The organism is Nocardioides zhouii, assembly GCF_004137345.1.
Lineage (GTDB): Bacteria > Actinomycetota > Actinomycetes > Propionibacteriales > Nocardioidaceae > Nocardioides > Nocardioides zhouii.
In genome coordinates this window covers 34510-56934 of the sequence record NZ_SDWV01000024.1, presented here as the reverse complement: position 1 = coordinate 56934, position 22425 = coordinate 34510, and the positions used below count along the sequence as shown (strand labels likewise).

General features: G+C 72.6%; 19 protein-coding genes. 16 read left to right on the top strand and 3 right to left on the bottom strand.

Going from position 1 to position 22425, the window contains the following annotated elements; all coding sequences use genetic code 11:
* Positions 1-2: 2 nt before the first annotated feature.
* From EUA94_RS18850 to EUA94_RS18840, 3 genes are all read left to right on the top strand, one after another.
* Positions 3-767, top strand: a complete 765-nt coding sequence (locus tag EUA94_RS18850; protein ID WP_129428436.1) for a class I SAM-dependent methyltransferase — start codon at positions 3-5, stop codon at positions 765-767.
* A 21-nt stretch (positions 768-788) separates the two neighbouring features.
* On the top strand, positions 789-1991 hold the full coding sequence (gene dinB / locus EUA94_RS18845) for a DNA polymerase IV (RefSeq protein ID WP_129428435.1): 1203 nt from the start codon (positions 789-791) through the stop codon (positions 1989-1991).
* A 116-nt stretch (positions 1992-2107) separates the two neighbouring features.
* The gene (locus EUA94_RS18840; protein WP_129428434.1) at positions 2108-2554 is read left to right on the top strand and encodes a DUF3040 domain-containing protein; all 447 of its coding nucleotides are present in this window, start codon (positions 2108-2110) and stop codon (positions 2552-2554) included.
* Positions 2555-2804: 250 nt separating this feature from the next.
* On the opposite strand, the gene EUA94_RS18835 is transcribed toward EUA94_RS18840, so the two are convergent.
* From EUA94_RS18835 to EUA94_RS18825, 3 genes are read right to left on the bottom strand one after another with little or no spacing between them, the layout of a single operon-like run.
* Positions 2805-5171: a transglutaminase TgpA family protein gene (locus EUA94_RS18835; protein WP_129428433.1), complete on the bottom strand. Its 2367-nt coding sequence runs from the start codon at positions 5169-5171 to the stop codon at positions 2805-2807.
* Between the two features lie 10 nt (positions 5172-5181).
* Positions 5182-6450 carry a DUF58 domain-containing protein gene (locus tag EUA94_RS18830; protein ID WP_129428432.1) on the bottom strand — a complete coding sequence of 423 codons (1269 nt, stop codon included), beginning with the start codon at positions 6448-6450 and terminating at the stop codon, positions 5182-5184.
* Complete coding sequence (locus tag EUA94_RS18825) at positions 6443-7438, bottom strand: AAA family ATPase (protein WP_129428431.1); 996 nt, start codon at positions 7436-7438, stop codon at positions 6443-6445. Before EUA94_RS18825 ends, EUA94_RS18830 begins: the two co-directional genes overlap by 8 nt.
* Before the next feature lie 385 nt (positions 7439-7823).
* Here EUA94_RS18825 and mraZ point away from each other — a divergent pair, with 385 nt between their 5' ends.
* From mraZ to EUA94_RS18765, 13 genes are all read left to right on the top strand, one after another.
* Positions 7824-8252, top strand: a complete 429-nt coding sequence (mraZ, locus tag EUA94_RS18820; protein ID WP_129428430.1) for a division/cell wall cluster transcriptional repressor MraZ — start codon at positions 7824-7826, stop codon at positions 8250-8252.
* A gap of 282 nt (positions 8253-8534) precedes the next feature.
* The gene (locus tag EUA94_RS22275; protein WP_165357039.1) at positions 8535-8693 is read left to right on the top strand and encodes a hypothetical protein; all 159 of its coding nucleotides are present in this window, start codon (positions 8535-8537) and stop codon (positions 8691-8693) included.
* Between the two features lie 15 nt (positions 8694-8708).
* The gene (gene rsmH, locus EUA94_RS18815) at positions 8709-9734 is read left to right on the top strand and encodes a 16S rRNA (cytosine(1402)-N(4))-methyltransferase RsmH (protein WP_129428429.1); all 1026 of its coding nucleotides are present in this window, start codon (positions 8709-8711) and stop codon (positions 9732-9734) included.
* Positions 9731-10330 carry a cell division protein FtsL gene (gene ftsL, locus EUA94_RS18810; RefSeq protein ID WP_129428428.1) on the top strand — a complete coding sequence of 200 codons (600 nt, stop codon included), beginning with the start codon at positions 9731-9733 and terminating at the stop codon, positions 10328-10330. Before rsmH ends, ftsL begins: the two co-directional genes overlap by 4 nt.
* Positions 10331-10421: 91 nt before the next feature.
* Positions 10422-12212 (top strand): peptidoglycan D,D-transpeptidase FtsI family protein, encoded by a 1791-nt coding sequence (locus EUA94_RS18805; RefSeq protein WP_242494988.1) that lies wholly within the window; start codon positions 10422-10424, stop codon positions 12210-12212.
* A gap of 17 nt (positions 12213-12229) precedes the next feature.
* On the top strand, positions 12230-13771 hold the full coding sequence (locus EUA94_RS18800; protein WP_242494985.1) for a UDP-N-acetylmuramoyl-L-alanyl-D-glutamate--2,6-diaminopimelate ligase: 1542 nt from the start codon (positions 12230-12232) through the stop codon (positions 13769-13771).
* A 5-nt stretch (positions 13772-13776) separates the two neighbouring features.
* Positions 13777-15168 (top strand): UDP-N-acetylmuramoyl-tripeptide--D-alanyl-D-alanine ligase, encoded by a 1392-nt coding sequence (locus tag EUA94_RS18795; RefSeq protein WP_242494992.1) that lies wholly within the window; start codon positions 13777-13779, stop codon positions 15166-15168.
* On the top strand, positions 15165-16277 hold the full coding sequence (gene mraY, locus EUA94_RS18790) for a phospho-N-acetylmuramoyl-pentapeptide-transferase (RefSeq protein WP_129428426.1): 1113 nt from the start codon (positions 15165-15167) through the stop codon (positions 16275-16277). The genes EUA94_RS18795 and mraY overlap by 4 nt, the downstream gene beginning before the upstream one ends.
* The gene (gene murD / locus EUA94_RS18785) at positions 16270-17754 is read left to right on the top strand and encodes a UDP-N-acetylmuramoyl-L-alanine--D-glutamate ligase (RefSeq protein WP_422879908.1); all 1485 of its coding nucleotides are present in this window, start codon (positions 16270-16272) and stop codon (positions 17752-17754) included. Before mraY ends, murD begins: the two co-directional genes overlap by 8 nt.
* 28 nt (positions 17755-17782) lie before the next feature.
* Positions 17783-19051, top strand: a complete 1269-nt coding sequence (ftsW, locus tag EUA94_RS18780) for a putative lipid II flippase FtsW (protein WP_165357037.1) — start codon at positions 17783-17785, stop codon at positions 19049-19051.
* An 11-nt stretch (positions 19052-19062) separates the two neighbouring features.
* Entirely contained in the window at positions 19063-20157 is a 1095-nt protein-coding gene (murG, locus tag EUA94_RS18775; protein ID WP_129428425.1) for an undecaprenyldiphospho-muramoylpentapeptide beta-N-acetylglucosaminyltransferase, read from the top strand.
* Positions 20154-21572: a UDP-N-acetylmuramate--L-alanine ligase gene (gene murC / locus EUA94_RS18770; protein WP_129428424.1), complete on the top strand. Its 1419-nt coding sequence runs from the start codon at positions 20154-20156 to the stop codon at positions 21570-21572. The genes murG and murC overlap by 4 nt, the downstream gene beginning before the upstream one ends.
* The gene (locus EUA94_RS18765; protein WP_129428423.1) at positions 21573-22322 is read left to right on the top strand and encodes a cell division protein FtsQ/DivIB; all 750 of its coding nucleotides are present in this window, start codon (positions 21573-21575) and stop codon (positions 22320-22322) included. It abuts the gene before it with no gap.
* Positions 22323-22425 lie beyond the last annotated feature (103 nt).

The following is a 22425-nucleotide window of genomic DNA, read 5'->3' as shown; positions in this document are numbered from 1 at the left end:
CCATGTCGCAGACCCCTGCCAGCCCTCCTGCCAGCGAGCGCCGCCAGTCCGTCCGCACGGGCGTGGCGTGGGACGGCGTACGCCGGCTGCTGGACGAGCCCGGCGCCTTCGACGAGCAGGCCCGCATCGTCGACATCGGTGGCGGCACGGGTGGGTTCGCGGTGCCGCTGGCCGAGCTCGGCCACACGGTCCAGGTCATCGACCCCAGCCCCGATGCGCTCGCCTCCCTCGACCGCCGCGCCCGCGAGCGCGGCGTCGCCGACCGGGTCACCGGTCAGCAGGGCGACCTGTCCGACCTGCCCGGTCTGGTCGACCAGGCCGACCTGGTGCTCTGCCACGGCGTGCTCGAGATGGTCGACGACCCCGCGGCCTCGCTGGCGGCCATCGCCGGCGTGCTACGCCCCGGTGGGCACCTCAGCCTGCTCGTCGCCCAGCGGCACGCGGCCGTGGTGGCGCGCGCGATGGCCGGTCACTTCCAGGCCGCCCGCGAGCTCCTCGACGGCGACTCGACCACCGGCTCGCCCGGCACCACCGGCCGGGGCGGACGCCGCTTCACGCACGACGAGGTCGTCGACCTCCTCGCCGCGGCCGGGCTGCAGCCCGCGTCCGTCCAGGGCGTACGCGTCTTCGCCGACCTCGTGCCTGGCAACCTCCTCGACCTCGAGCCGGGGGCGTCCGCTGCCCTCGTCGAGCTCGAGCGAGCCGTGGCCACCCGCCCCGAGTACCTCCCGCTCGCCGCGCAGCTGCACGTCATCGCCCGCCGCTGACCTCCGTCGCGGCGCGCCGCGATGACCGACGACCGGGTCGTCACACCGATCCTGCACGTCGACATGGACGCGTTCTACGCCTCCGTCGCGCTGCGCGAACGTCCCGACCTCGTCGACCAGCCCGTGGTGGTCGGGGGGAGCGGGCGGGGGGTGGTGCTGGCCGCCAACTACATCGCCCGCCGCTACGGCGTCCGCTCGGCGCTGCCGATGACGCGAGTACGCAGGTTGTGCCCGCACGTCGTCGTCCTCGAGCCCGACTACGCGACGTTCACGAGCGTGTCCGCCTCGGTGATGGAGACCTTCCGAGAGGTCACTCCTCTCGTGGAGGCGATCTCGCTGGACGAGGCATTCCTCGACGTGCGCGGCTCCACGCGCCGGCTGGGGTCGCCCGTCCGGATCGCCGAGCGGCTGCGCTCCACCATCCACGACGAGCAGGGCATCACCTGCTCCGTCGGCGTGGCGGCGTCCGTGTCGGTGGCCAAGCTGGCCAGCAGGCGGGCCAAGCCCGACGGCGTGATCGTCGTGCCGCCGGCCGAGGTGACCTCCTTCCTCCACCCGCTCGACGTCGGTGAGCTCTACGGCGTGGGGGAGAAGACGCAGGCGCTGCTAAAACGCTTCGGCCTGATCACCGTGGGCGACGTCGCGCACACCCCGCTCGGCACGCTGCAACGCGCGGTCGGCGGCCACCTCGGCCGCGAGCTCCACCACCTGGCGTGGGGCACCGACCGCAGCGAGCTGGCGCCGCGGGCCGGGCCGTACGAGCCCGAGCGCTCGATGGGGGCGGACGAGACCTTCGCGCGCGACACCGACGACCGCGAGGTGATCGTCCGCGAGCTGCTGCGTCTTTCCGCGCGGGTGGCCGGTCGGATGCGGGTCGCCGGCGTGGCGGGTCGGACGATGACCCTCAAGGTCCGTTTCGCCGACTTCACCACGATCACCCGCTCGCGCACCCAGCCCGAGGCCACCGACGTGACCGTCGAGATCCACCGCGCGGTGACCCGCCTCTACGACGCGCTCGGCCTGCAGCGGGCGCGCCTGCGGCTCGTCGGCGTACGCGTCGAGGGACTGGTTCCGCGCGCCACCGTGCACCGCCAGCTCGTGCTGGGGGAGGCCGCGCACGGCTGGGCCGAGGCCGACCGCGCGGTGGACCGTGCGACCCGTCGGTTTGGCGCGACGGCGGTGCGACCGGCGAGCCTGTTCGGCGGCGGCCGACGTGCCAGATGACGCTCCGAGGACCGTGCCAGCCTTCTACGACCCCCGCATCGGGGTGAATTTCACCAGGACGCCTACCGTAGGCCCCGGCGCGTGCCTAGACTTGCGGTGAGAGGTGAGGAGGAACAGTGGAGCTCTCCGAGGAAGAACTGCGAATGCTCGAGCAGATGGAGCGCGCCCTCGTCGAGGAAGACCCCAAGTTCGCCTCCACCCTCCGCGGCACCTCGTTCCAGCGCACGGCCCGTCGCCGGATGATCCTGGGCGGCGTTGTCCTGGTGGCCGGCATCGGCCTGCTGATCGCCGCCGTCCTCCTCGAGCTGACCGCGGTCATCCAGACGATCGTCGGCGTCCTCGGCTTCGTGGTGATGCTCGGCGGCGCGATCCTCGCCCTCACCTCGGCCCGCAGCCCCAGCGCCGTGACCCCGAAGGTGCGCGCCTCCGGCCGCACCGGCTTCGGCGTGGTCGACGGTGGTCGCCAGCACCGTCCGGGTCGTGTCGGCCGTCAGCGGTCCGGCACCCCCTTCATGGAGCGGATGGAAGAGCGGTGGCGTCGGCGCCGCGAGCGCGGCTTCTGACCCACCGCTGACCGGGCGCTTCCTCGCGCTGGGATGCGCCGACCGGGCACTTCCTCGCGCTACGTGGCGCTGACCTCCCCCTTCGTGCCCGTCCCAACGGGTCACCGGGCACGTCGTCGCAATGACCGAGCGCGCCTGACGGGCACGAAGCGCCCGGTCACCCTGCCTGACGGACACGAAGCGCCCGATCACCGCGCCTGACGGGCACGAAGTGCCCGGTCGGCGTCCTGTAGCGCGAGGAAGTGCCCGGTCAGCCGACGAGCTCGTCGACCGTCCGGCTGGTCTCGGGGTCGACGGGCGTCTGGGTCTGCGTGGCGCGCGCCGCGCGGGGGCGCCAGGACGTACGTCGTCCCACGACCGAGGCGGGCCACCAGGCCGCGCGGCGGACCTCGCGGGGAGTGACGCCGGCGGCCAGGGCCGCCTCGACGAGCTCCGCGTCGCCCGCGAACCGCTCGGCGGTGTAGGTCTCCGGCTCGCGTGAGTAGCGACTGTGCTCGAGGACGCGCACCAGACGGTCGAGGGCGGCTGCCGCCTCAGGGGCCTGGTCGCGTCCGCGGCGGGGACGGTCGGCGCGCTCGCCGCCGGTGACGGGTGCGGCCAGCAGGCGGCCGAGCCACTCGCCGGCCCGGCGCGGGGAGCGGCCGACGGGCCAAGCGTGGCCCAGGTCGCGGGCGACGTCGCGCAGCTCGACCCAGAGGTCCTCGATGTCACCGGCCAGCCGGCGACGGCGTCGCGCCGCGCGCACCAGGCGAGGGGTCAGGAGCAGCAGGGCCACGACCGCGAGGCCGAGGATCCCGGCCAGGAGCGGCACCCACGGGATGGAGGAGGTGTCCTCGTCGGCGGACCCTGCGTCGGCGCTCGGGCTCGCGCCGCGCTCCGGCAGCAGCTCGCTCGACTGGGTCGCGCTCGGCGACGGTGCCTCGGTCACGGGTGCGAAGTCGGCGGTGGTGTAGTCGGGGACCTCGCCTGCCCGTGCCTGCGGGGTCGGCTCGAAGCGCACCCAGCCGGAGCCGGGGAAGTAGAGCTCGGGCCACGCGTGCAGGTCGTGGGCGGAGAACACCCACGCGCCGTTGGTGGACTTCTCCGGCTCGAGGAAGCCCACGGCCACCCGGCTGGGGATGCCGAGGACGCGCGCCATGATCGCCATCGTCGCGGCGAACTGTTCGCAGTACCCGACCTTGTCCCGCAGGAAGGCCAGCAGGTCCGCACCACCGCTGCCGGCCGACTCGACCTGGGCCTGGTCGTAGCGGAAGTCGCCGTCCTCGCGGAACCACTGCTGCAGCAGCTGCGCCTTCTGGAACCGGGTCGGCGCGTCCGCGGTCACGCTGGCGGCCAGCCGGCGGATCTCGTTGTTGAGGCCGGGCGGGATCTCGGTGAAGATCCCCGCCACGGTGCCCGCGCCCGAGACCGCGCTGTTCATCGAGTCGGCGTCGTAGGTCAGCTGGGCACCGGTGAAGTCGTACGTCCGGTCGGCCGTCGTCACGTCGTCGCGGGCGGCGATGAAGTCGCGCGTGTTGACGTCGTAGCGCCAGTCCGCGCCGGCGGCGATCTGCGTGGTCTGCGCCGTGGTCGGCAGCCACGTGGACTCGAAGTCCGGACCGATGCGGACGTCGTACTTGAACTCCTTGCGATCCACGTCGAGCGCCACCCCGTCGAGCGGAGGCAGGGGACCGGTGGCCGTCTGGGTGTCGGGGATCTCGCGGTCGCCGGGCGTCCACTGGGAGCCGTTGAAGCGCGCCAGGACGGAGAGCCGGAAGTACGTCGGCCGCGGGCCGGAGGTGGTGACCGTCAGCAGGTCGATGTCCTCACCGCGGCTGAGGTCGCGGCGCAGGTCGACCATCGGGTCCTTGACCTGGACCTCGCGGGTGCCGGGCCCGTTGCCGTCGAAGACGCTCATCGTCATCGTGGGCACCGACAGGGGCACGACGAGGGCCAGCGCGATCGCCCCCGCGCCGAGACCGAGGGCGGTGTTGCCGATCGCCCCGGTGCGCACCGAGAACGAGCCCTTCTCGCCGTCGGCGGCGCGGCCCCAGCTGGTGACGTGGTCGCTGTGCTGGAGGAAGACGAGGGTCAGGAAGAGGCCGGCGACGACGGAGAACAGCCACCACGAGACGGCCTCGCCGGTCACCGCGACGGGCAGGGTGTACGCCGCCAGCAGGACCAGCCCGGCCACGGGCGCGCGGCGGAGCGTGCAGGCCACGATGTCGACGAGCACGATCACGAGCGCGCCGCCGATGAGCAGCAGCGGGTAGACGGGCGGCACGCCGGCCTGGACCGGGGCGGCGTACGCGCGCGAGCTCGCGAGCGCGGCATCGAGAGCCGCGCGGAAGTCGTCGACGTTGCCGGGCGTCGGGAACGGCGAGCCGGTCGTGGTGCCGAGCACGAGCAGCGCGCCCACCACCAGCTGGCCGGCGATGATCGCGGCGGCCGGCAGTCGGCTCCAGCGCGCGAGGGCGCCGCCGCCGGCGATCACCACGCCGATGAAGAGGAGGGGGAAACCGACCTCGGCGAAGCCGGTGGTCAGCACCCGCCAGGACAGGACGGTCGCCCAGGCCGCGAGCATCGCGATGCCCGCCACGCGCAGCTGGTGAGGGAGGCTGCTCCAGCTTGACTTCATGATGTCGCCTTCATCGTGCCGCTCCTGCCGATGCCGTGGCCCGGCTCTGCATCAGGCCCAGCTCCTGCCAGGCGGTGTCGAGCCGGTCGCGCGGACCGAGGGTGACCGAGCGCCACCCGGTCGAGGTGAGGTGGGTCGCGGAGCTGAGGCCGGGCTGGACCGGCAGGTGCGGCGCCCACGCGTCGGCGTCGAGCGCGATCGCCAGGCTCGACGACGCGTGGTGCTGGAGGCGACGCAGGAACGGCAGGTCCGGCTCGCCGAGTCCTCCGAAGACCCCGACGACCAGACCCCCGTGGCCGGGCTCGGCCAGCCACTGCGTGTCGGGTGCGGGGCGGTGGTCGAGCTGCACGACAGCGAGCGCCTCGAGCAGCGGAACCGTGCTCACCTGGCCGGTCTGGGAGTGCCACTGCGTCTCGCGGCTGTCACCCGAGGCGGTGACCAGGCGCACGGTGTAGCCGAGGTGGGTGAGATGCACCGCGATGGATGCGGCCGCCGAGACGGCACCCTCGAGGGAGCTGGCCGCGCCCTGGCCCCGGTGCGAGGTGCCGCGGTTGTCGAGGAAGACGGTGGCGCGCGACTGCCACGGCTGCTCCTCGCGCCGGACCATGAGCTCACCGACGCGCGCCGAGCTGCGCCAGTGGACGCGGCGCAGGTCGTCGCCCCGGCGGTACTCGCGGACGGTGACGTCCTCGGCGCTGCCGGTCGCGAAGGCACGGGGACGGTTGTCGCCCGACCCGGTCCACGCGCCGCCGAGCGGGATCGTGGGCAGGGTGATGGTGCGCGGCGTGACGGTCAGCCGGGCGGTGGCGTGGAAGGTGCGGCCGAGCTCGACGAGCCCGAACGGGTCGGTCACCCGCACCGACATCGGGCCGATGTCGAACTGGCCGCGCAGCTCCGAGCGCACGACGTACGTCGCGTGCCGCCGCCAGCCGTGGCCGAGCCCCTCCAGCACGAAGCGGGGCCGGGTGCCCAGGACGTAGGGGAGCCGCTCCTCGAGCAGCAGCACGCCCGTCGGCGTCCGCGACTCGTTGGACACCGTCAGCTCGACGGTCGCCGGCTGACCGGCGGCGACGAGCTGCGGGGACACGGTGCGTACGAGCGCGAGGCGGTAGCGCGAGCGGCCGACCCACCAGGCGGTGAGGAGCGGCAGCACGGCGACCAGCACGCCGATGCGCACCACGGAGGAGTGCCCGACGATGATCGCGGCCACGATCGTGGTGATGCCGGCGGCCAGGAACGCCCGTCCCCGGACGGTCAGTGCAGCGAGCGCCTCACGCACGGCTGCCGCTGGAGTCGGACCCCGAGGGGACCGGCACCGACTCCACGATCCCGGACAGGATCGCGGAGGTGGTGCGTCCGCTCATCGTCGCCTCGACATTGGGCAGGAGCCGGTGCGCGAGCACCGGCGAGGTGATGCCGTGGATGTCGTCGGGGAGCACGTAGTCGCGACCCTGGGTCGCGGCGACGGCCTTGGCGGCCCGCACCAGGTGGAGCGTCGCGCGGGGCGAGGCGCCGAGGTGCAGGTCGTTGCTCGTGCGGGTCGCGGTGGTCAGCGCGACGGCGTAGCGGTGGACCGCGGACGAGACGTGCACGCGGCCGACGATCTCGATGACCTTGCGGAGCTCGCCGGCATCGGTGACCGGCTCGAGGTCGTCGAGCGGGTTGTGTGCGGTGTGGCCCTCGAGCATCGCGATCTCGGCGGACTCGACCGGGTAGCCCACGGACACGCGTGCCATGAAGCGGTCGCGCTGCGCCTCGGGAAGGGCGTACGTGCCCTCCATCTCGATCGGGTTCTGCGTCGCGATCACCATGAACGGCTTCTCGAGCATGTAGGTCGCGTTGTCGACCGTGACCTGCCGCTCCTCCATCGCCTCGAGGAGGGCGGACTGTGTCTTGGGGGACGCGCGGTTGATCTCGTCGCCGACCACGATGTTGGCGAAGACGCCGCCCGGGCGGAACTCGAACTGGCGGGTGTCCTGGTTGAAGATCGAGACGCCGGTGACGTCGGAGGGCAGCAGGTCGGGCGTGAACTGGATCCGCGCCACGGTGCAGTCGATGCTGCGTGCGAGCGCCTTGCTCAGCTGCGTCTTGCCGACGCCGGGCACGTCCTCGATGAGGAGGTGGCCCTCGGCCAGCAGGACGACGAGGCAGGCGTTGACCACGTCCGGCTTGCCGGAGATCACGCGCTCGATGTTCTGGCGTACGGCCCCGGTCACCCGTCGCACGGTGTCCAGGTCGGGTGCCTGCCCGGATGCCCCTGTGGTCACGTCTCGCCCATCCCCTCGTCAACCCTCGCCCGCGCCCATCCACGCTGGCACCACGGTATGTGGTGCGCGCAACATACCCGCCTCGCGCGGCCCGTCGAAGGCCCGGATGCGGACCGTTACCTGACTGCGCCCCACTTTCCACCACCCGCGGCGCGGTGATCCCCCACCCGACCCCCACCTCGGCACGCAACGGCGTCGATCGGGCCCGTTCCACGCTCAGCACCCCCACTCGGCACCGGAGAGGGGCGTACGCGTGGCGTGGTGGATCCGTCGAAATTCACGCGGGAAACATGCGCGATTCGATTGACGGTGGAGCGAAGTGGAGTAATGTGGTGCGAAGTGGGGGACAGGGTCGATCTGCCCGCCGAGCAAGGGGAGGTGCCGGATGTTCTTCGGCACCTACACGCCCAAGCTCGACGAGAAGGGCCGCCTCTTCCTCCCGGCGAAGTTCAGGGACGAGCTGACGGAGGGACTCGTGGTGACCAGGGGGCAGGAGCGCTGCCTCACTGTCTGGTCGCTGGAGGACTTCGGCCGGCTCACCGACCGGCTCCGAGAGGCGCCGGTCACGCAGAAGAGCACCCGCGACTACGTCCGCATGCTGTTCGCCGCCGCCAGCCAGGAGGTGCCGGACAAGCAGGGACGGATCAACATCCCGGCACCGCTGCGGGAGTACGCCTCGCTCCGCAAGGAGTGCGTGGTCATCGGCTCGATGAACCGCATCGAGATCTGGGACCCCACTGCGTGGGCGACCTACTCGGAGGAGCAGGAGCAGAAGTTCTCCGAGCTCAGCGACGAGGTCTTCCCCGGCATCTGAGCACCCGCTCCACTTCGCTCCACCGGCACCGACGCACCGACAACTCCACAGCTGACAGACCCGTATCACCAGGTCTCGAGCCCGCTCCCTCGCGTGGCCATCTGGGGCACTTCCCCGGCACCAGAGGGCCCCCCAAGAACGCAGGGAGCGGGCAGGGACCTGGTGCGGCGGCTCACCTCGCGCCACACGACGGGGAGTGTCAGCCGCACCGCCAGCACCGCCACACCACAGCAGCACCGTCAGCAGCACCGAGCAGCAACCAGTAGCAATGGGGTCGAGACCATGAGCACCACCCAGCCCTTGGGACGCACCGCGGCACCGCCGCTGCGGGTGCGCGACCAGGCGCGCGAGGCGGTCACCCTCATCGCGTTCTCCGCGGCCACGGCCTCGGCCCTGGCGCTCGGCCTGCTCCTGCTGACGCACCTGGGATCACAGGGTTGAGCGGGGCCTGACTCGATGCGCACTCCCAGCCACGCCCCGGTGCTCCTCGACCGGGTCGTCGCCCTCCTGACGCCTGCCCTCACGGAGCCCGGGTCGGTCTACGTCGACTGCACCCTCGGCCTGGGCGGCCACAGTGAGGCCGTCCTCGAGCGGCTGCCCCAGACACGCGTCGTCGGGATCGACCGCGACCCCGCCGCCCTCGAGATGTCCCGCGAGCGGCTGGCCGCGCACGGCGAGCGCTTCACCGCCGTCCACGCGGTCTACGACGAGCTCCCCGAGGTGCTCGGCTCCCTCGGCATCGACCACGCCGACGCGGTCTTCTTCGACCTCGGCGTGTCCTCGATGCAGCTCGACGTGCGCGACCGCGGCTTCGCCTACTCCGAGGACGCTCCCCTCGACATGCGGATGGACCCGACGACGGGCCACACCGCGGCCGACCTCCTCAACACCGCGACCCCGCAGGAGCTGACGCGCATCCTGCGGGAGTACGGCGAGGAGAAGTTCGCGAGCCGCATCGCCCGCGAGGTCGTACGACGCCGCGAGACGACGCCGTTCACGACGAGCGCCGAGCTGGTCGAGCTGCTCTACGCCACCATCCCGGCCCCGGCCCGGCGTACGGGCGGTCACCCCGCGAAGCGCACGTTCCAGGCGCTGCGGATGGCGGTCAACGACGAGCTGGCCGTCCTGCGCCGTGCGATCCCTGTCTCGATCGAGTCGATCGGGGTCGGCGGCCGCGTGGTCGTGGAGTCCTACCACTCGCTCGAGGACCGGCTGGTCAAGCGGGCGTTCGCCGACGCGACCCGCCTCGACGTGCCGCACGACCTGCCGTTCGTGCCCGAGGGATCGGAGCCCGCGCTGCGCCTGGTCACCCGCGGCGCCGAGCGGGCCGACGAGCACGAGATCGCCGAGAACCCCCGGGCGGCGTCGGTCCGGCTGCGTGCCGTCGAGCGCGTCCTGCCGACCCGCACCACCTCACGCCCCGACTCCCGCAAGACCTCCCGCCCCGCCTCCCGTCCTCTTCCCCCAGGAGTCGTCAGATGAGCAGCCCCGCCCTGCAGCCCCGGACCCGCGTTAGCCGGCTCGCCCAGGAGGCCGTCGACAAGGCGCGGCTCTCGGTCGTGCCGCGGGTGCGTTCGCGCGCACCGCGGGTGCCCTTCGTGACGCTGGTCAGCCTGGTGCTGGTGGCCGGCATCGTCGGACTGCTCCTCTTCAACACCTCGATGCAGCAGGCGTCGTTCGCCGCGTCGTCGCTGCAGTCCGAGGCCGACACCCTGGCGGCCCGCGAGCAGACGCTGCGCATGGAGCTCGACGAGCTGCGCAACCCGCAGCGGGTGGCCCAGGCGGCTCAGTCGATGGGCATGGTCATCCCGGCCGCTCCGGTCTTCCTCGACCTCGCCACCGGCAAGACGAGTGGCGTCCGTACGCCCGCCACCCGCGAGAACGCCATCCAGCTGCTGCCGCCCGCGCCGGTGATCCCGGCCGTGCTGGCGCCGGAACCGACGATCGTCGAGGTACCGCCGACGACCGAGACGACGACCGAGACCCCGGCCGCCGGCGAGCAGCCGGCCGACGCCAAGTTGCCCGGGACGGGCAAGAACAAGCAGGGCAACAAGCAGGGCAAGAACCGAAACCGCTGACGGCGCGGGCGCATCGATCCGCGCCACGCCACGCATAGATTCGTCGACAGGCCGCCGTCACCAGGGCGACGGCCGGGAATGAGGGAGATCAGTGCCGAGCATACGGGCCACTGGCAACGGCAAGCGCGGCGCCTCGCGGGGCGCCCCCCTGCTGCGACTGCGCATCGGGTTCGTCCTCATCGCGATCGTCCTCTCCTTCTTCGGCGCGCGGCTGGTCCAGCTGCAGGGCGTCGACCCGCGGTCGTACGCCGCCATGGCCGCCGCGGAGGGTGCGGCGCGGTTGCCGCTGGAGGCCGAGCGCGGCGACATCCTCGACCGCAACGGCGTACCGCTGGCCGACTCGATCCGCGGCAAGATGGTGATCGCCGACCCCGTCCTGACGGCCGGGACGGCCCCCGACCTGGCCCGACTGCTGTCCGACCGGCTCTCGATCGACTACTTCAAGACCCTCTCCGCGCTGCGGGGTCGCAACACCGGCAGCCGCTACGAGTACGTCGCCCGACGGGTGCCGAGCACGCTGGCCGGCGACACACTTGCCGCGCTGGACGACGCCGGCTTCGAGGGCATCACGCTCGAGGACGACCCGATCCGGGACTACCCGGCCGGCGACGTCGCGGCCAACCTCATCGGCTACATGGGCACCGACGAGCCGCTCGGCGGTTTCGAGCGCACCTTCGACAAGCAGCTCGCGGGCACCGACGGCCTCGCCACGTGGCAGTCCACCTCGGGCAAGGGCGTACGCATCCCGCTGCGCGAGAGCACGCTCAAGGAGCCGAAGGACGGCACCCCGCTGCACACCACCATCGACCGCGACCTGCAGTGGTTCACCGCGAAGGTGCTCGCGCAGGCCGTGCAGCAGTACCGCGCCGAGAGCGCCTCGGCGGTCGTCCTCGACACCCGCACGGGCGAGACGCTCGCGCTGGTCGACGTGCCGACCTTCGACGCCAACGCGCCGACGGCGCCCGGTGTGAAGAAGGAGGACCGTGGCTCGCGGGCGATGAGCGACACCTACGAGCCCGGCTCGGTGGAGAAGGTGCTCACCGTGTCGTCGCTCATCGACGCCGGCAAGGCCTTCCCGCGGCAGAAGTTCAAGGTGCCGCCGAACCTCGCCCGCCAGGACCGCGTGATCGGCGACTGGTTCGACCACGGGATGATCCGGCTGACGCTGGCCGGGATCATCGCCAAGTCGTCCAACATCGGCACCGTGCTGGCCGCGGACGCGTTCTCGCCGCCGCAGCTCGTCGCCTACCTCCAGCGCTTCGGCCTCGGCCAGAAGACCAACGTCGGCGTCAGCGGCGAGACGCAGGGTCTCCTCAAGTCCGGTGACGTGATGACCTCGCAGGAGAAGGACCGGGTGGCCTTCGGGCAGTCGCTGTCAGTCAACGTCCTCCAGATGGCCGCGGCAGTGAACACGATCGCCAACAAGGGCGTACGCGTCTCGCCGAGCCTGATCTCCGGCAGTGCCGTCACCGACGAGGGCATGACCGTCGGCACCGACGTCGCCACCCGCACCCGCGTCGTCAGCAAGCAGGCCGCGCGAGGCACCGCGAAGATGATGGAGAAGGTCGTCGACCCCGAGGACGGCGTCGCGCCGGCTGCGGCCGTGCCGGGCTACCTGGTCGCCGGCAAGACCGGCACCGCGCAGCGCGTCGAGGCGGAGTGCGGCTGCTACGACGGCAGCACCACGGTCTCGTTCGGCGGCTTCGCGCCGGCCGACGACGCCCGCTTCACCGTCTACGTCGTCGTCCACGCGCCGCGCGTCGACGGCGGCGGCGGCTCGATCGCCGGCCCGGTCTTCTCGCGCATCATGGGCTACGTGCTGGGCCGCTACGGCGTGGAGCCGACCAACGGCAAGCCGTCGCGTCTCCCCGTCGAGTGGTGAGTCGATACGCTCCGTCGGTGCACGAGTCAGCGATCCCGCAGCGTCCGCAGCGGACCTCCGCTACGTCGGCCGCCGACCTGGCCGTGTGGCTCGGCTCCGGCACCGACGTGGCCGTGCACGGCGACCTCGACGTGCCCGTGTCCGGCATCTCGCTGAGCACAGCACGCATCCGCCCCGGTGACCTGTACGCCGCCCTGCCGGGCGCGCGCGCCCACGGTGCCGACTTCGCCGAACGGGCGCTCGCCGCGGGTGCTGTCGGCGTGCTCACCGACCCGTCCGGCCTCCACCGGCTGCCACCCGGCACCCCCGCCCTCGTCGTGGCCGAGCCGCGCCGCGTCCTCGGTCGGCTGGCGGCGAGGATCTACGGCGACCCGGCCGCCCGACTGCGCGTCATCGGCGTCACCGGCACCCAGGGCAAGACCACCACCACGCGCCTCCTCGAGCAGGGACTCACCGCCTCGGGCCTGAGCGCCGCCGTGATCGGCACGGTCGGCACCCGGATCGCGGGCGAGGACGTGAAGACCGAGCTCACCACCCCCGAGGCGCCCGACCTGCACGGCCTCTTCGCGGTGATGGTGGAGCGCGGCGTCGACACCTGCGCGATGGAGGTCTCCAGCCAGGGGCTGGTCCTCGGCCGGGTCGACGGCGTCGTCTTCGACGTGGCGACCTTTCTCAACCTCGGCCGCGACCACCTCGACTTCCATGCCGACATCGACGACTACTTCGCCGCCAAGGCCGACCTCTTCACCCCCGAGCGCGCCCGGATCGGGCTCACCAACGTCGACGACGAGTTCGGTCGCCGGCTCCTGGACGTGGCCACGATCCCGATGTCGACGTACTCCTCCCAGGGGCGGGACGCCGACTGGCGGGCGATCGACGTCGACCTGACGCCCACCGGCGCCGCCTTCACGGTCCGGGGGCCGGGTGTCGAGCTGGTGGCATCGATCCACCTCCCGGGAGAGTTCAACGTCTCCAACGCGCTCGCCGCCATCGCGTCCGCCGCGATGGCGGGGCTCGACCCGCGGGTCGTCGCCGACGGGATCTCCCGTGTCGACGGCGTGCCCGGCCGCCTCGAGCCGGTGGCGCAGGGGCAGGACTACACCGTCGTCGTCGACTACGCACACAAGCCCGACGCGCTCGAGGCCGTCCTCGCCACGCTGCGCCCGCTGACGCAGGGCCAGGTGATCGTGGTGATCGGGGCGGGCGGCGACCGCGACACGATCAAGCGTCCCCTGATGGGCGAGATCGGGGCGCGCCTGGCCGACGTCCTCATCGTCACCGACGACAACCCGCGCACCGAGGATGCCGCGACGATCCGGTCCGCCGTGCTCGACGGCACCGGTGCCGGTCGGGCCGAGGTGCTGGAGGTGGGGGACCGCCGGCTCGCGATCCGCGAGGGCGTACGCCGTGCCGAGCCGGGCGACGTGCTGCTGATCGCCGGCAAGGGCCACGAGAGCGGCCAGGAGGTCGACGGCGTCGTGCACCCCTTCGACGACCGGGTCGTCGCGGCGGAGGAGATCGTTGCAGCCATGCAGGACTCCGGCGGAGTCGCCACGTGATCGAGATGACCCTGACCGAGATCGCCGACGTGGTCGGCGGTGCCGCGCACGGCGAGGCCGTCGTCACCGGCGGCGCCTTCCTCGACACCCGCACTCCCGAGGTGGGCGGCCTCTTCGTCGCGATCGCCGGCGAGCGGGTCGACGGCCATGACTTCGTGCAGGCGGCCGGCGCCGCCGGCGCGGTCGCCGCCCTCGGCGACCGCCCCACCGACCTGCCCACCGTCGTCGTGGACGACGTGACCGCGGCGCTGGGCCGCCTGGCGCGGCACGTCGTGGACCGGCTGCCCGACGTGGTCGTGCTCGCCATGACCGGCTCGCAGGGCAAGACCGGCACCAAGGACTATCTCGCCCACGTGCTGGCCGAGTCGGGCCCGACCGTCGCGACGCGAGGCAACTTCAACAACGAGCTCGGCGTGCCGCTGACGGTGCTGCGGGCCACCGCCGACACGCGTTTCCTGGTGGTGGAGATGGGCGCCCGCGGCGTCGGCCACATCGCCGAGCTCTGCCGGATCGCACCACCGCACGTCGCCGCCGTGCTCAACGTCGGCACCGCCCACATCGGCGAGTTCGGCAGCCGCGAGGCGATCGCGCAGGCCAAGGGCGAGATCGTCGAGGCGCTGCGCACCGACGGCACGGCCGTCCTCAACGCCGACGACGAGCTCGTCGCAGCGATGGCGTCGCGCACCGGCGCGACGGTGACGACCTTCGGCGGCACTGTCAACGCCGCCGATGTCGCGGTCAGCGAGATCACCCACGACGAGCTCGGTCGCCAGTCCTTCGAGCTGGTCCACCGCGGCTCCGGCGCCACGGTGCACCTCGCCCAGGTCGGCTCATTCCAGTGGCGCAACGCCGCCGCGGCCGCCGCGATGGCCCTCGCCGCCGGCCTCGACCTCGACACGGTCGCGGACGCCCTCGGCGACGCCGTACCCGCCAGCCGCTGGCGGATGGAGCTCACCGAGCGCGCGGATGGGCTCGTCGTCCTCAACGACGCGTACAACGCCAACCCCGAGTCGATGAAGGCCGCCCTCGACACGCTCGGTGACATCGGTGCCGGGAGCGGACGACGTACGGTCGCCGTGCTCGGCGAGATGCTCGAGCTCGGCGACGGGTCCGGCGCTGCCCACACCGGGGTGGGGGAGTACGCCGCCGCGGCCGGGGTGGACGTCCTCGTGACCGTCGGCCCTGCCGCAGACGCGATGGCGCGGGGCTTCGAGTCGGCGGCGACGTCGGGTGTGGCCATCACCACGGCGGGGCGTGCCGCGGCGACCGACTGGCTGCGACACAATGTCTCGGCTGCGGATGTCGTCCTCGTGAAGGCATCACGGGGGGCCGCGCTCGAACTGATCGCCGACGAGCTCCTCACCGGGAGCGGCACGGAAGGGAGACGCACCAGATGAGAGCCATCCTGTTCGGAGGAGGACTCTCCCTGTTGATCTCCCTCCTCGGCACGCGCTACGCGATCCGCTTCTTCACCCGGCAGGGATTCGGCCAGCCGATCCGCGACGACGGCCCGACCACCCACCACATCAAGCGCGGGACGCCCACCATGGGCGGCATCGTGATCATCCTGGCGACGGTGATCGGCTACTTCGCCGCCAAGGTCATCACCGGCACCGCCCCCACCGCGTCGGCCCTCCTCCTGCTCTTCCTGCTCGTCGGCCTCGGCGCGGTCGGCTTCATGGACGACTTCCTCAAGGTCAGCCGTCAGCACAGCACCGGGCTCCGCGGCCGGGCGAAGGTCGTCGGCCAGACCGTGGTCGGCCTGGTCTTCGGCGTCCTCGCGCTGTCGCCGGCGCTCGAGGACGAGCGCGGCTGGCGCCCGGCCTCGGACCACATCTCCTTCATCCGCGACTACGAGCGGTTCGCGCTGCCCACGGTCGTGGTGATGCTGCTGTTCTGGGTGATCGTCACCGGCACCAGCAACGCCGTGAACCTCGCCGACGGCCTCGACGGGCTGGCCACCGGCGCCTCGATCCTGGTCTTCGCCGCGTACACGCTCGTCAACATCTGGCAGAACAGCCAGTCGTGCGCCCTCGAGGCCGGACCGAAGTGCTACGAGGTGCGCGACCCGCTCGACCTCGCGGTGGTCGCCGCCGCGATCACCGGCGCCTGCTTCGGCTTCCTGTGGTGGAACGCCTCGCCCGCGCAGATCATCCTCGGCGACACCGGCTCGCTGTCGCTCGGCGGCGCGATGGCCGGCTTCGCGATCATGACCCGCACCGAGCTGCTGCTGCTCGTCATCGGCGGGCTCTTCGTGGTCATCACGCTCTCGGTGATGATCCAGGTGTCCGTGTTCAAGATCAGCCGCGCCAGCGGGCTGTTCCGGAGCATCTTCAAGGTCCAGCCCGGCTACCGCGTCTTCCGGATGACGCCCCTGCACCACCACTTCGAGATGCTCGGCTGGGAGCAGGTCACCATCGTGATCCGCTTCTGGATCGTCACCGGCCTCGCCGTCGCCACCGGCCTCGGCATCTTCTACGCCGAGTGGGTCGCCGGCATTGGGTGACATCGACGCCCTGAGCCGCACCAGCGACTGGTCCGGCGTCCGCGTCGTCGTCGCCGGGTTCGGCGTCTCGGGGTACGCCGCCGCCGACAACCTGCTCTTCCTCGGTGCCCAGGTCACCGCCCTCGACGAGGCCACGAGCCCGGAGAAGGCCGAGAAGGCCGAGCTGCTGGAGACCCTCGGCGCGACCGTACGCCTCGAGGTCGGCGCCACCGCCGAGCTGCCCGCCGACGTCGATCTCGTGGTCACCTCGCCGGGGTGGAAGCCGTCCGCGCCCCTCCTTGCGCAGGCGACCGAGCGCGGCATCCCGGTGTGGGGGGAGGTCGAGCTCGCCTGGCGGCTGCGCGACCCCGAGCACGCCGCACCGTGGCTGGCGGTCACCGGCACCAACGGCAAGACCACCACGGTGCAGATGCTCACCTCGATCCTGCTCGCGGCCGGGCTCCGCGCGGTCGCGGTCGGCAACGTCGGCCTGCCGATCGTCGAGGCCGTGATGGACCCCGAGCCGTACGACGTGCTCGCCGTCGAGCTCTCCAGCTTCCAGCTCCACTACACGCACTCCATGTCGGCGGAGTCGGCCGCGGTGCTGAACTTCGCCGAGGACCACCTCGACTGGTACGACGACGAGCCGGGCGCTCCTGACTGGACGCCGACGGGCATGCAGCGCTACGCCGCCGACAAGGCCCGGATCTTCGAGCGCGTCCAGCGGGCGTGCGTCTACAACCTGGCCGACGACGCCACCGAGGAGATGGTGCTCGAGGCCGACGTGGTCGAGGGTGCCCGGGCCGTCGGGTTCACGCTCGGGATGCCGGGCACCGGGAACCTCGGCGTGGTCGAGGACCTGCTCGTCGACCGGGCGTTCATCGAGGAACGCGCCTCCAGCGCCGCCGAGCTGTGCACCCTCGACGACCTCGCCTCGACAGCACCCCACTTCGTCGCCAACGCCCTGGCCGCCGCGGCGCTCGCCCGCGCCCACGGCGTCAGCCAGCAGGCCGTGCGCGACGGGCTGCGTGCCTTCCGTCCAGACGGCCACCGCATCGCCCTCGTCGCGGAGAGCGACGGTGTCACCTGGGTCGACGACTCCAAGGCCACCAACCCGCACGCCGCACAGTCGTCCCTCGGCGCGTACGACCCGGTGGTCTGGGTCGCCGGCGGCCTGGCCAAGGGTGCGCGCTTCGACGACCTCGTCGTCGCGGTCCGCGAGCGGCTGCGGGGCGTCGTGCTCCTGGGTCGCGACCGCCAGGTCATCGCCGACGCTCTTTCGCGACACGCGCCCGATGTGCCTGTCATCGATGTGGGCGCCGACGAGACTGGTGACCCGATGGAGCGTGTGGTCGACGCGGCCGCCGGGCTCGCCAGGTCCGGGGACACGGTGCTGCTGGCGCCGGGCTGTGCCTCCATGGACATGTTCAGCAACTACGGCGCCCGCGGCGACGCGTTCGCGGCCGCCGTACAGGCACGGATCGCCCACACCGACTGACCATCCGCAACCGAGGGGAGCGCGAGGAGTGACCACCGCGAACCCCGAGGACGTCGCAGCACCGCTCTCCCCGGTGAGCGCTGCGCCGCGGCGCCTCGGCTCGGGCATCGCCTCCGGGTGGCGTTCGGTCCGGGAGGCGGTCGACAAGCCGCTCACCTCCTACTACCTGCTGCTCGGTTCCTCCGCGCTGCTCCTCACCATCGGCGTGATCATGGTGCTCAGCGCGTCGAGCGTGCGCTCGTACGTCATCTACGACGACTCCTACGCGGTGGTGAAGCGTCAGCTGATGTGGGTCGTCCTGGGCGTGCCGGCCGCGTGGGTGGCCTCCCGGCTGCCGATCCGCCACATCCGCCGCCTCGCCTACCCCGGCTTCCTCGTCGCTCTGGTGCTGCTGGGCCTGGTCGCGAAGTTCGGCGTGCTCATCAACGGCAACAAGAACTGGCTGGCCCTCGGCCCGGTGAACATCCAGCCCGCGGAGATCGCCAAGCTCGCGATCGTTCTGTGGGCCGCCAATATCTACGCCCACAAGGAGCGCCGGCTCCGCGACCTGCACCATCTGCTGGTGCCCGTGGTCCCGGGTCTCTTCGCCGTCATCGCGCTGGTCCTGGTCGGCCGCGACCTCGGCACGGCCATGGTGCTGGCCGCGATCATGCTCGGCATGCTGTGGGTGGTCGGGGCGCCGATGCGGCTCTTTGTGCTGAGCATCTCGGTCCTCGGCGTCGCCGCCGTCGCACTCGCCGCGACCGACTCCGAGCGGCTCAACCGCATCACGACCTTCACCGACCCGTTCAAGGACTACACCGACGCCGGGTGGCAGCCCGCCCACGGGCTCTACGCGCTGTCGAGCGGCGGCTGGTTCGGCCAGGGCATCGGCGCCTCCACGCAGAAGTGGGGCGACCTGCCCGAGGCGCACACCGACTTCATCTTCGCCGTCCTGGGCGAGGAGCTGGGCCTGGTCGGCACGCTGCTCGTGGTCGGCCTGTTCTTCACAATCGCGTACGCCGCCGTGCGGGTCGCCCTCAACACCCAGGACCCGTTCGTCCGCTACGCCACCTTCGGCATCGTGGTCTGGCTGCTCGGCCAGATGATGATCAACGTCGGCATGGTCCTCGCCGTCCTGCCCGTCATCGGCATCCCGCTGCCCATCGTGTCCTACGGCGGATCCGCGCTCCTGCCCTCGCTGGTCGCGCTCGGCCTGGTGATCGGCTTCGCCCGACGCGAGCCCGAGGCGGCCGCAGCCCTCGCCGCGCGCCGTCGCAACCGCTCCGCCGGTCTCTCGGCCTCGACCCGCCACTAGCATCAGGACCGATGCGCGTACTCCTCGCCGGCGGCGGATCCGCCGGCCACACCTCGCCCCTGCTCGCCACGGCCGACGCCCTCCGACGGCTCGACCCCGCGACCGCGATCACCTGCCTCGGCACACGTGAGGGCCTCGAGGCCCGACTCGTCCCGGAGGCCGGGCTGCCGCTCGAGTACGTGCCTCGCGTGCCCCTGCCGCGGCGCCCCGGCCCCGACCTGCTGCGTACGCCGACCCGGTTGCGCGCCGCGCGTGCCGCCGCCCTCGAGGTGGTCGACCGCATCCGCCCGGACGTCGTCGTCGGGTTCGGCGGCTACGTGTCGGTGCCAGCCTACCTTGCCGCCCGCAAGCGTGGCGTGCCGATCGTGGTGCACGAGGGCAACACCGTCCCCGGGATCGCCAACCGGCTCGGTGCCCGGATGACCCAGCACGTGGCGACGAGCTTTCCCGACACCGACCTGCCGCACGCGGTGTGGACGGGCCTGCCGATCCGGCGCCTCGTCTCCACCCTCGATCGTGCCGCCCTCCGCGCCGAGGGGCTGGCGACGTTCGGCCTGCGCGACGACCTGCCCACCCTGCTGGTGACCGGCGGCTCGCAGGGTGCCGCCCGGATCAACGCCGCGGTCTCCGGCGCGGCCGCCGACCTGGCCGCCGCCGGCGTACAGGTGCTCCACGTGGTCGGCCCCAAGCACGAGCTCGCCGTCGCAGCGGGTGACGTGCCCTACGTCGTCGTCCAGTACGTCGACCGGATGGACCTGGCCTATGCCGCCGCCGACGCGGTGCTGTGCCGCGCCGGCAGCAACACCGTCACCGAGGTCTCCGGGGTGGGCCTGCCCGCGATCTACGTCCCGCTCCCGATCGGCAACGGCGAGCAGGCGCTCAATGCGCGCCCGGTCGTCGACGCCGGCGGCGGGCTCCTCGTCGCTGACGGCGCGCTGACCCCCGAGTGGGTGGCCGCGAGCGTGCCCGGCCTGCTGACCGACCGGTCCCGGCTCGACGCCATGGGCGCGGCCGCTCGCGGGGTCATCCCGCTCGACGCCGACGAGAAGCTCGCCCGGATCATCCTCGACGCGGGCGCCGCCGGCAGGTCCGGGGGAGCGTCGTGAGGATCCCGGTCCCCGACGAGATCCTGCCCGCCGCCGACCTCGGCCGCGTGCACTGCGTCGGCATCGGCGGCGCCGGCATCTCCGCCATCGCCCGGATCATGGCCGCCCGCGGCATTGCCGTCACTGGCAGCGACGACCACGACACGCCCTTCCTCCCGGCCCTGCGCGAGCTCGGCGTCACCTGCCACCTCGGCTACGACGCCGCCCACGTCGGTGACGCCGACACCCTCGTCGTCACCACGGCGGCCCGCGACGACAACCCGGAGGTGCTCGAGGCCCAGCGCCTGGGCCTGCGGATCCTGCCGCGCTCGGCCGGACTCGCCTCGGTGATGACCGGTTCGCGGGTGCTCGCGGTGGCCGGCACGCACGGCAAGACGACGACCACCGGGTTGCTCACCTCAGCGCTGCTGGCCGCCGGCGCCGATCCGTCGTACGCCGTGGGCGGGGTGCTCACCGCGACCGGACGCAACGCCGACGCCGGCACCGACGACCTGTTCGTCGCCGAGGCCGACGAGAGCGACGGCGCCTTCCTCCACTACCGCCCGCACGCGGCGATCGTGACCAACGTCGAGGCCGACCACCTCGACAACTGGGGCACCGAGGAGGCGTACCACCGGGCGTTCGAGGAGTTCGTCGACACGATCGACCCGTGCGGCTTCGTCGTGTGCGTGGTCGACGACCCCGGTGCGGCCGGGCTCGCCCGTACGGCGCGGGCCCAGGGCCTCGACGTGGTGACGGTGGGGGAGTCCGCCGACGCAGACCTCCGCATCCACGACCTCGCGCTCGACGGCGCGACCTCGACCTGCCGGATCTCGCGCGGTGGCGCCGACCTCGGCGAGCTCCGGCTCCGGATCCCCGGCCGCCACTACGTCCTCGACGCCGTCGCCGCACTGGCCCTGGGTCTGCAGCTGGGGTTCCCCTTCGACGCACTCGCCGAGGGGCTCGCCGGCTTCACCGGCACGGGCCGTCGGATGGAGCTCAAGGGTGAGGCCGCCGGCGTGCGCGTCTACGACTCGTACGCCCACCACCCCGTCGAGATCCGCGGCGACCTCGAGGCCGCTCGTGCGCTCGCGGGCGAGGGCCGGGTCGTGGCGGCCTTCCAGCCCCACCTGGTCTCGCGCACCCGCATCTTCGGCGAGGCGATGGGCGTCGCACTCGGCGCGGCCGACGAGGTGGTCGTCCTCGACGTCTACGTCGCGCGCGAGGACCCCGACCCCGAGGTGACCGGCCTCCTGGTGGCGCGCGCCGTGCCGCTGCCGCCCGAGCACGTGACGTACGTCGACGGCCTGGGCGCGGCGGCGCAGGTGCTCGCGGAGCGCTCGCGACCGGGCGACCTCGTGATCACCCTCGGCGCCGGGGACATCACGGGGGTCGGGCCGTTGGTGCTCGACCTGCTCCTGCCGGGCGGTGCGTGAGTGGAGCGGGAGGACCGCGCCGCAAGGCGCACCCGGCGACGCTTCGCGCGCCGCCAGTGGGCCCGTCGCTGGCTGTCGCTGCGCTACGTGCTCGCCCTGCTGGTCGTCGTGGCGCTGCTCGGCACGTCGATCTGGCTGGTCTTCTTCTCCGCGACCCTGCAGGTGAAGCGGGTCGAGGTCGTCGGCAACTCGCTCCTCAGCGACGGCCGGGTCCGCGAGATCGCCGACGTGCCGCTCGGTGAGCAGCTCGCCCTGGTCGACCTCGACCGGGCCGACGCGCGCGTGGGATCGGTGCCCGAGGTGAAGTCGGTCGACGTCACCCGCACCTGGCCCGACGGCGTACGCATCGAGGTCGAGGAGCGCACCGCCGTCGCGGTCGTCGAGCTGGCCGGACGGCTGCGCGGACTCGACGCTGACGGCGTGGTCTTCCGCGAGTACAAGACTGCCCCGAAGGGGATGCCGCGGGTCCGCCCCGGCGGCGCTGCCGGCACCGACGCGCTCAAGGAGGCCGCGACCGTCGTCGCGGCGCTCCCGAAGGCACTCGCGAGCCGCGTCGACCACGTCGAGGTCGTCACCGTCGACCAGATCACCCTCGTCATGCGCGACCAGCGCCAGGTGCTGTGGGGGAGTGCCGAGGAGTCCGCGCTCAAGGCCGAGGTCGTCGACAAGCTGCTCGCCGCACAGCAGGCGCCGTTCTACGACGTCAGCGTCCCGGGCAACCCGACGTACTGCGCGCAGCCTGCCTGTTGACCTGACGTCCCCGGCGACCATCTCGTCGCCGAGCGGTGCGTGAGGCGGGTTCCGCGGCCCGAAAATCCGCGTGGCTCACCGCGCGACCGGCGTGTCGGCACGG

What these genes read in the sequence shown, in the direction of transcription:
- EUA94_RS18850 (WP_129428436.1), top strand. Translation starts at nt 3, where the DNA reads ATGTCGCAGACCCCTGCCAGCCCTCCTGCCAGCGAGCGCCGCCAGTCC.
- dinB (WP_129428435.1), top strand. Translation starts at nt 789, where the DNA reads ATGACCGACGACCGGGTCGTCACACCGATCCTGCACGTCGACATGGAC.
- EUA94_RS18835 (WP_129428433.1), bottom strand. Translation starts at nt 5,171, where the DNA reads ATGAAGTCAAGCTGGAGCAGCCTCCCTCACCAGCTGCGCGTGGCGGGC.
- mraZ (WP_129428430.1), top strand. Translation starts at nt 7,824, where the DNA reads ATGTTCTTCGGCACCTACACGCCCAAGCTCGACGAGAAGGGCCGCCTC.
- EUA94_RS22275 (WP_165357039.1), top strand. Translation starts at nt 8,535, where the DNA reads ATGAGCACCACCCAGCCCTTGGGACGCACCGCGGCACCGCCGCTGCGG.
- rsmH (WP_129428429.1), top strand. Translation starts at nt 8,709, where the DNA reads ATGCGCACTCCCAGCCACGCCCCGGTGCTCCTCGACCGGGTCGTCGCC.
- ftsL (WP_129428428.1), top strand. Translation starts at nt 9,731, where the DNA reads ATGAGCAGCCCCGCCCTGCAGCCCCGGACCCGCGTTAGCCGGCTCGCC.
- EUA94_RS18795 (WP_242494992.1), top strand. Translation starts at nt 13,777, where the DNA reads ATGACCCTGACCGAGATCGCCGACGTGGTCGGCGGTGCCGCGCACGGC.
- mraY (WP_129428426.1), top strand. Translation starts at nt 15,165, where the DNA reads ATGAGAGCCATCCTGTTCGGAGGAGGACTCTCCCTGTTGATCTCCCTC.
- murG (WP_129428425.1), top strand. Translation starts at nt 19,063, where the DNA reads ATGCGCGTACTCCTCGCCGGCGGCGGATCCGCCGGCCACACCTCGCCC.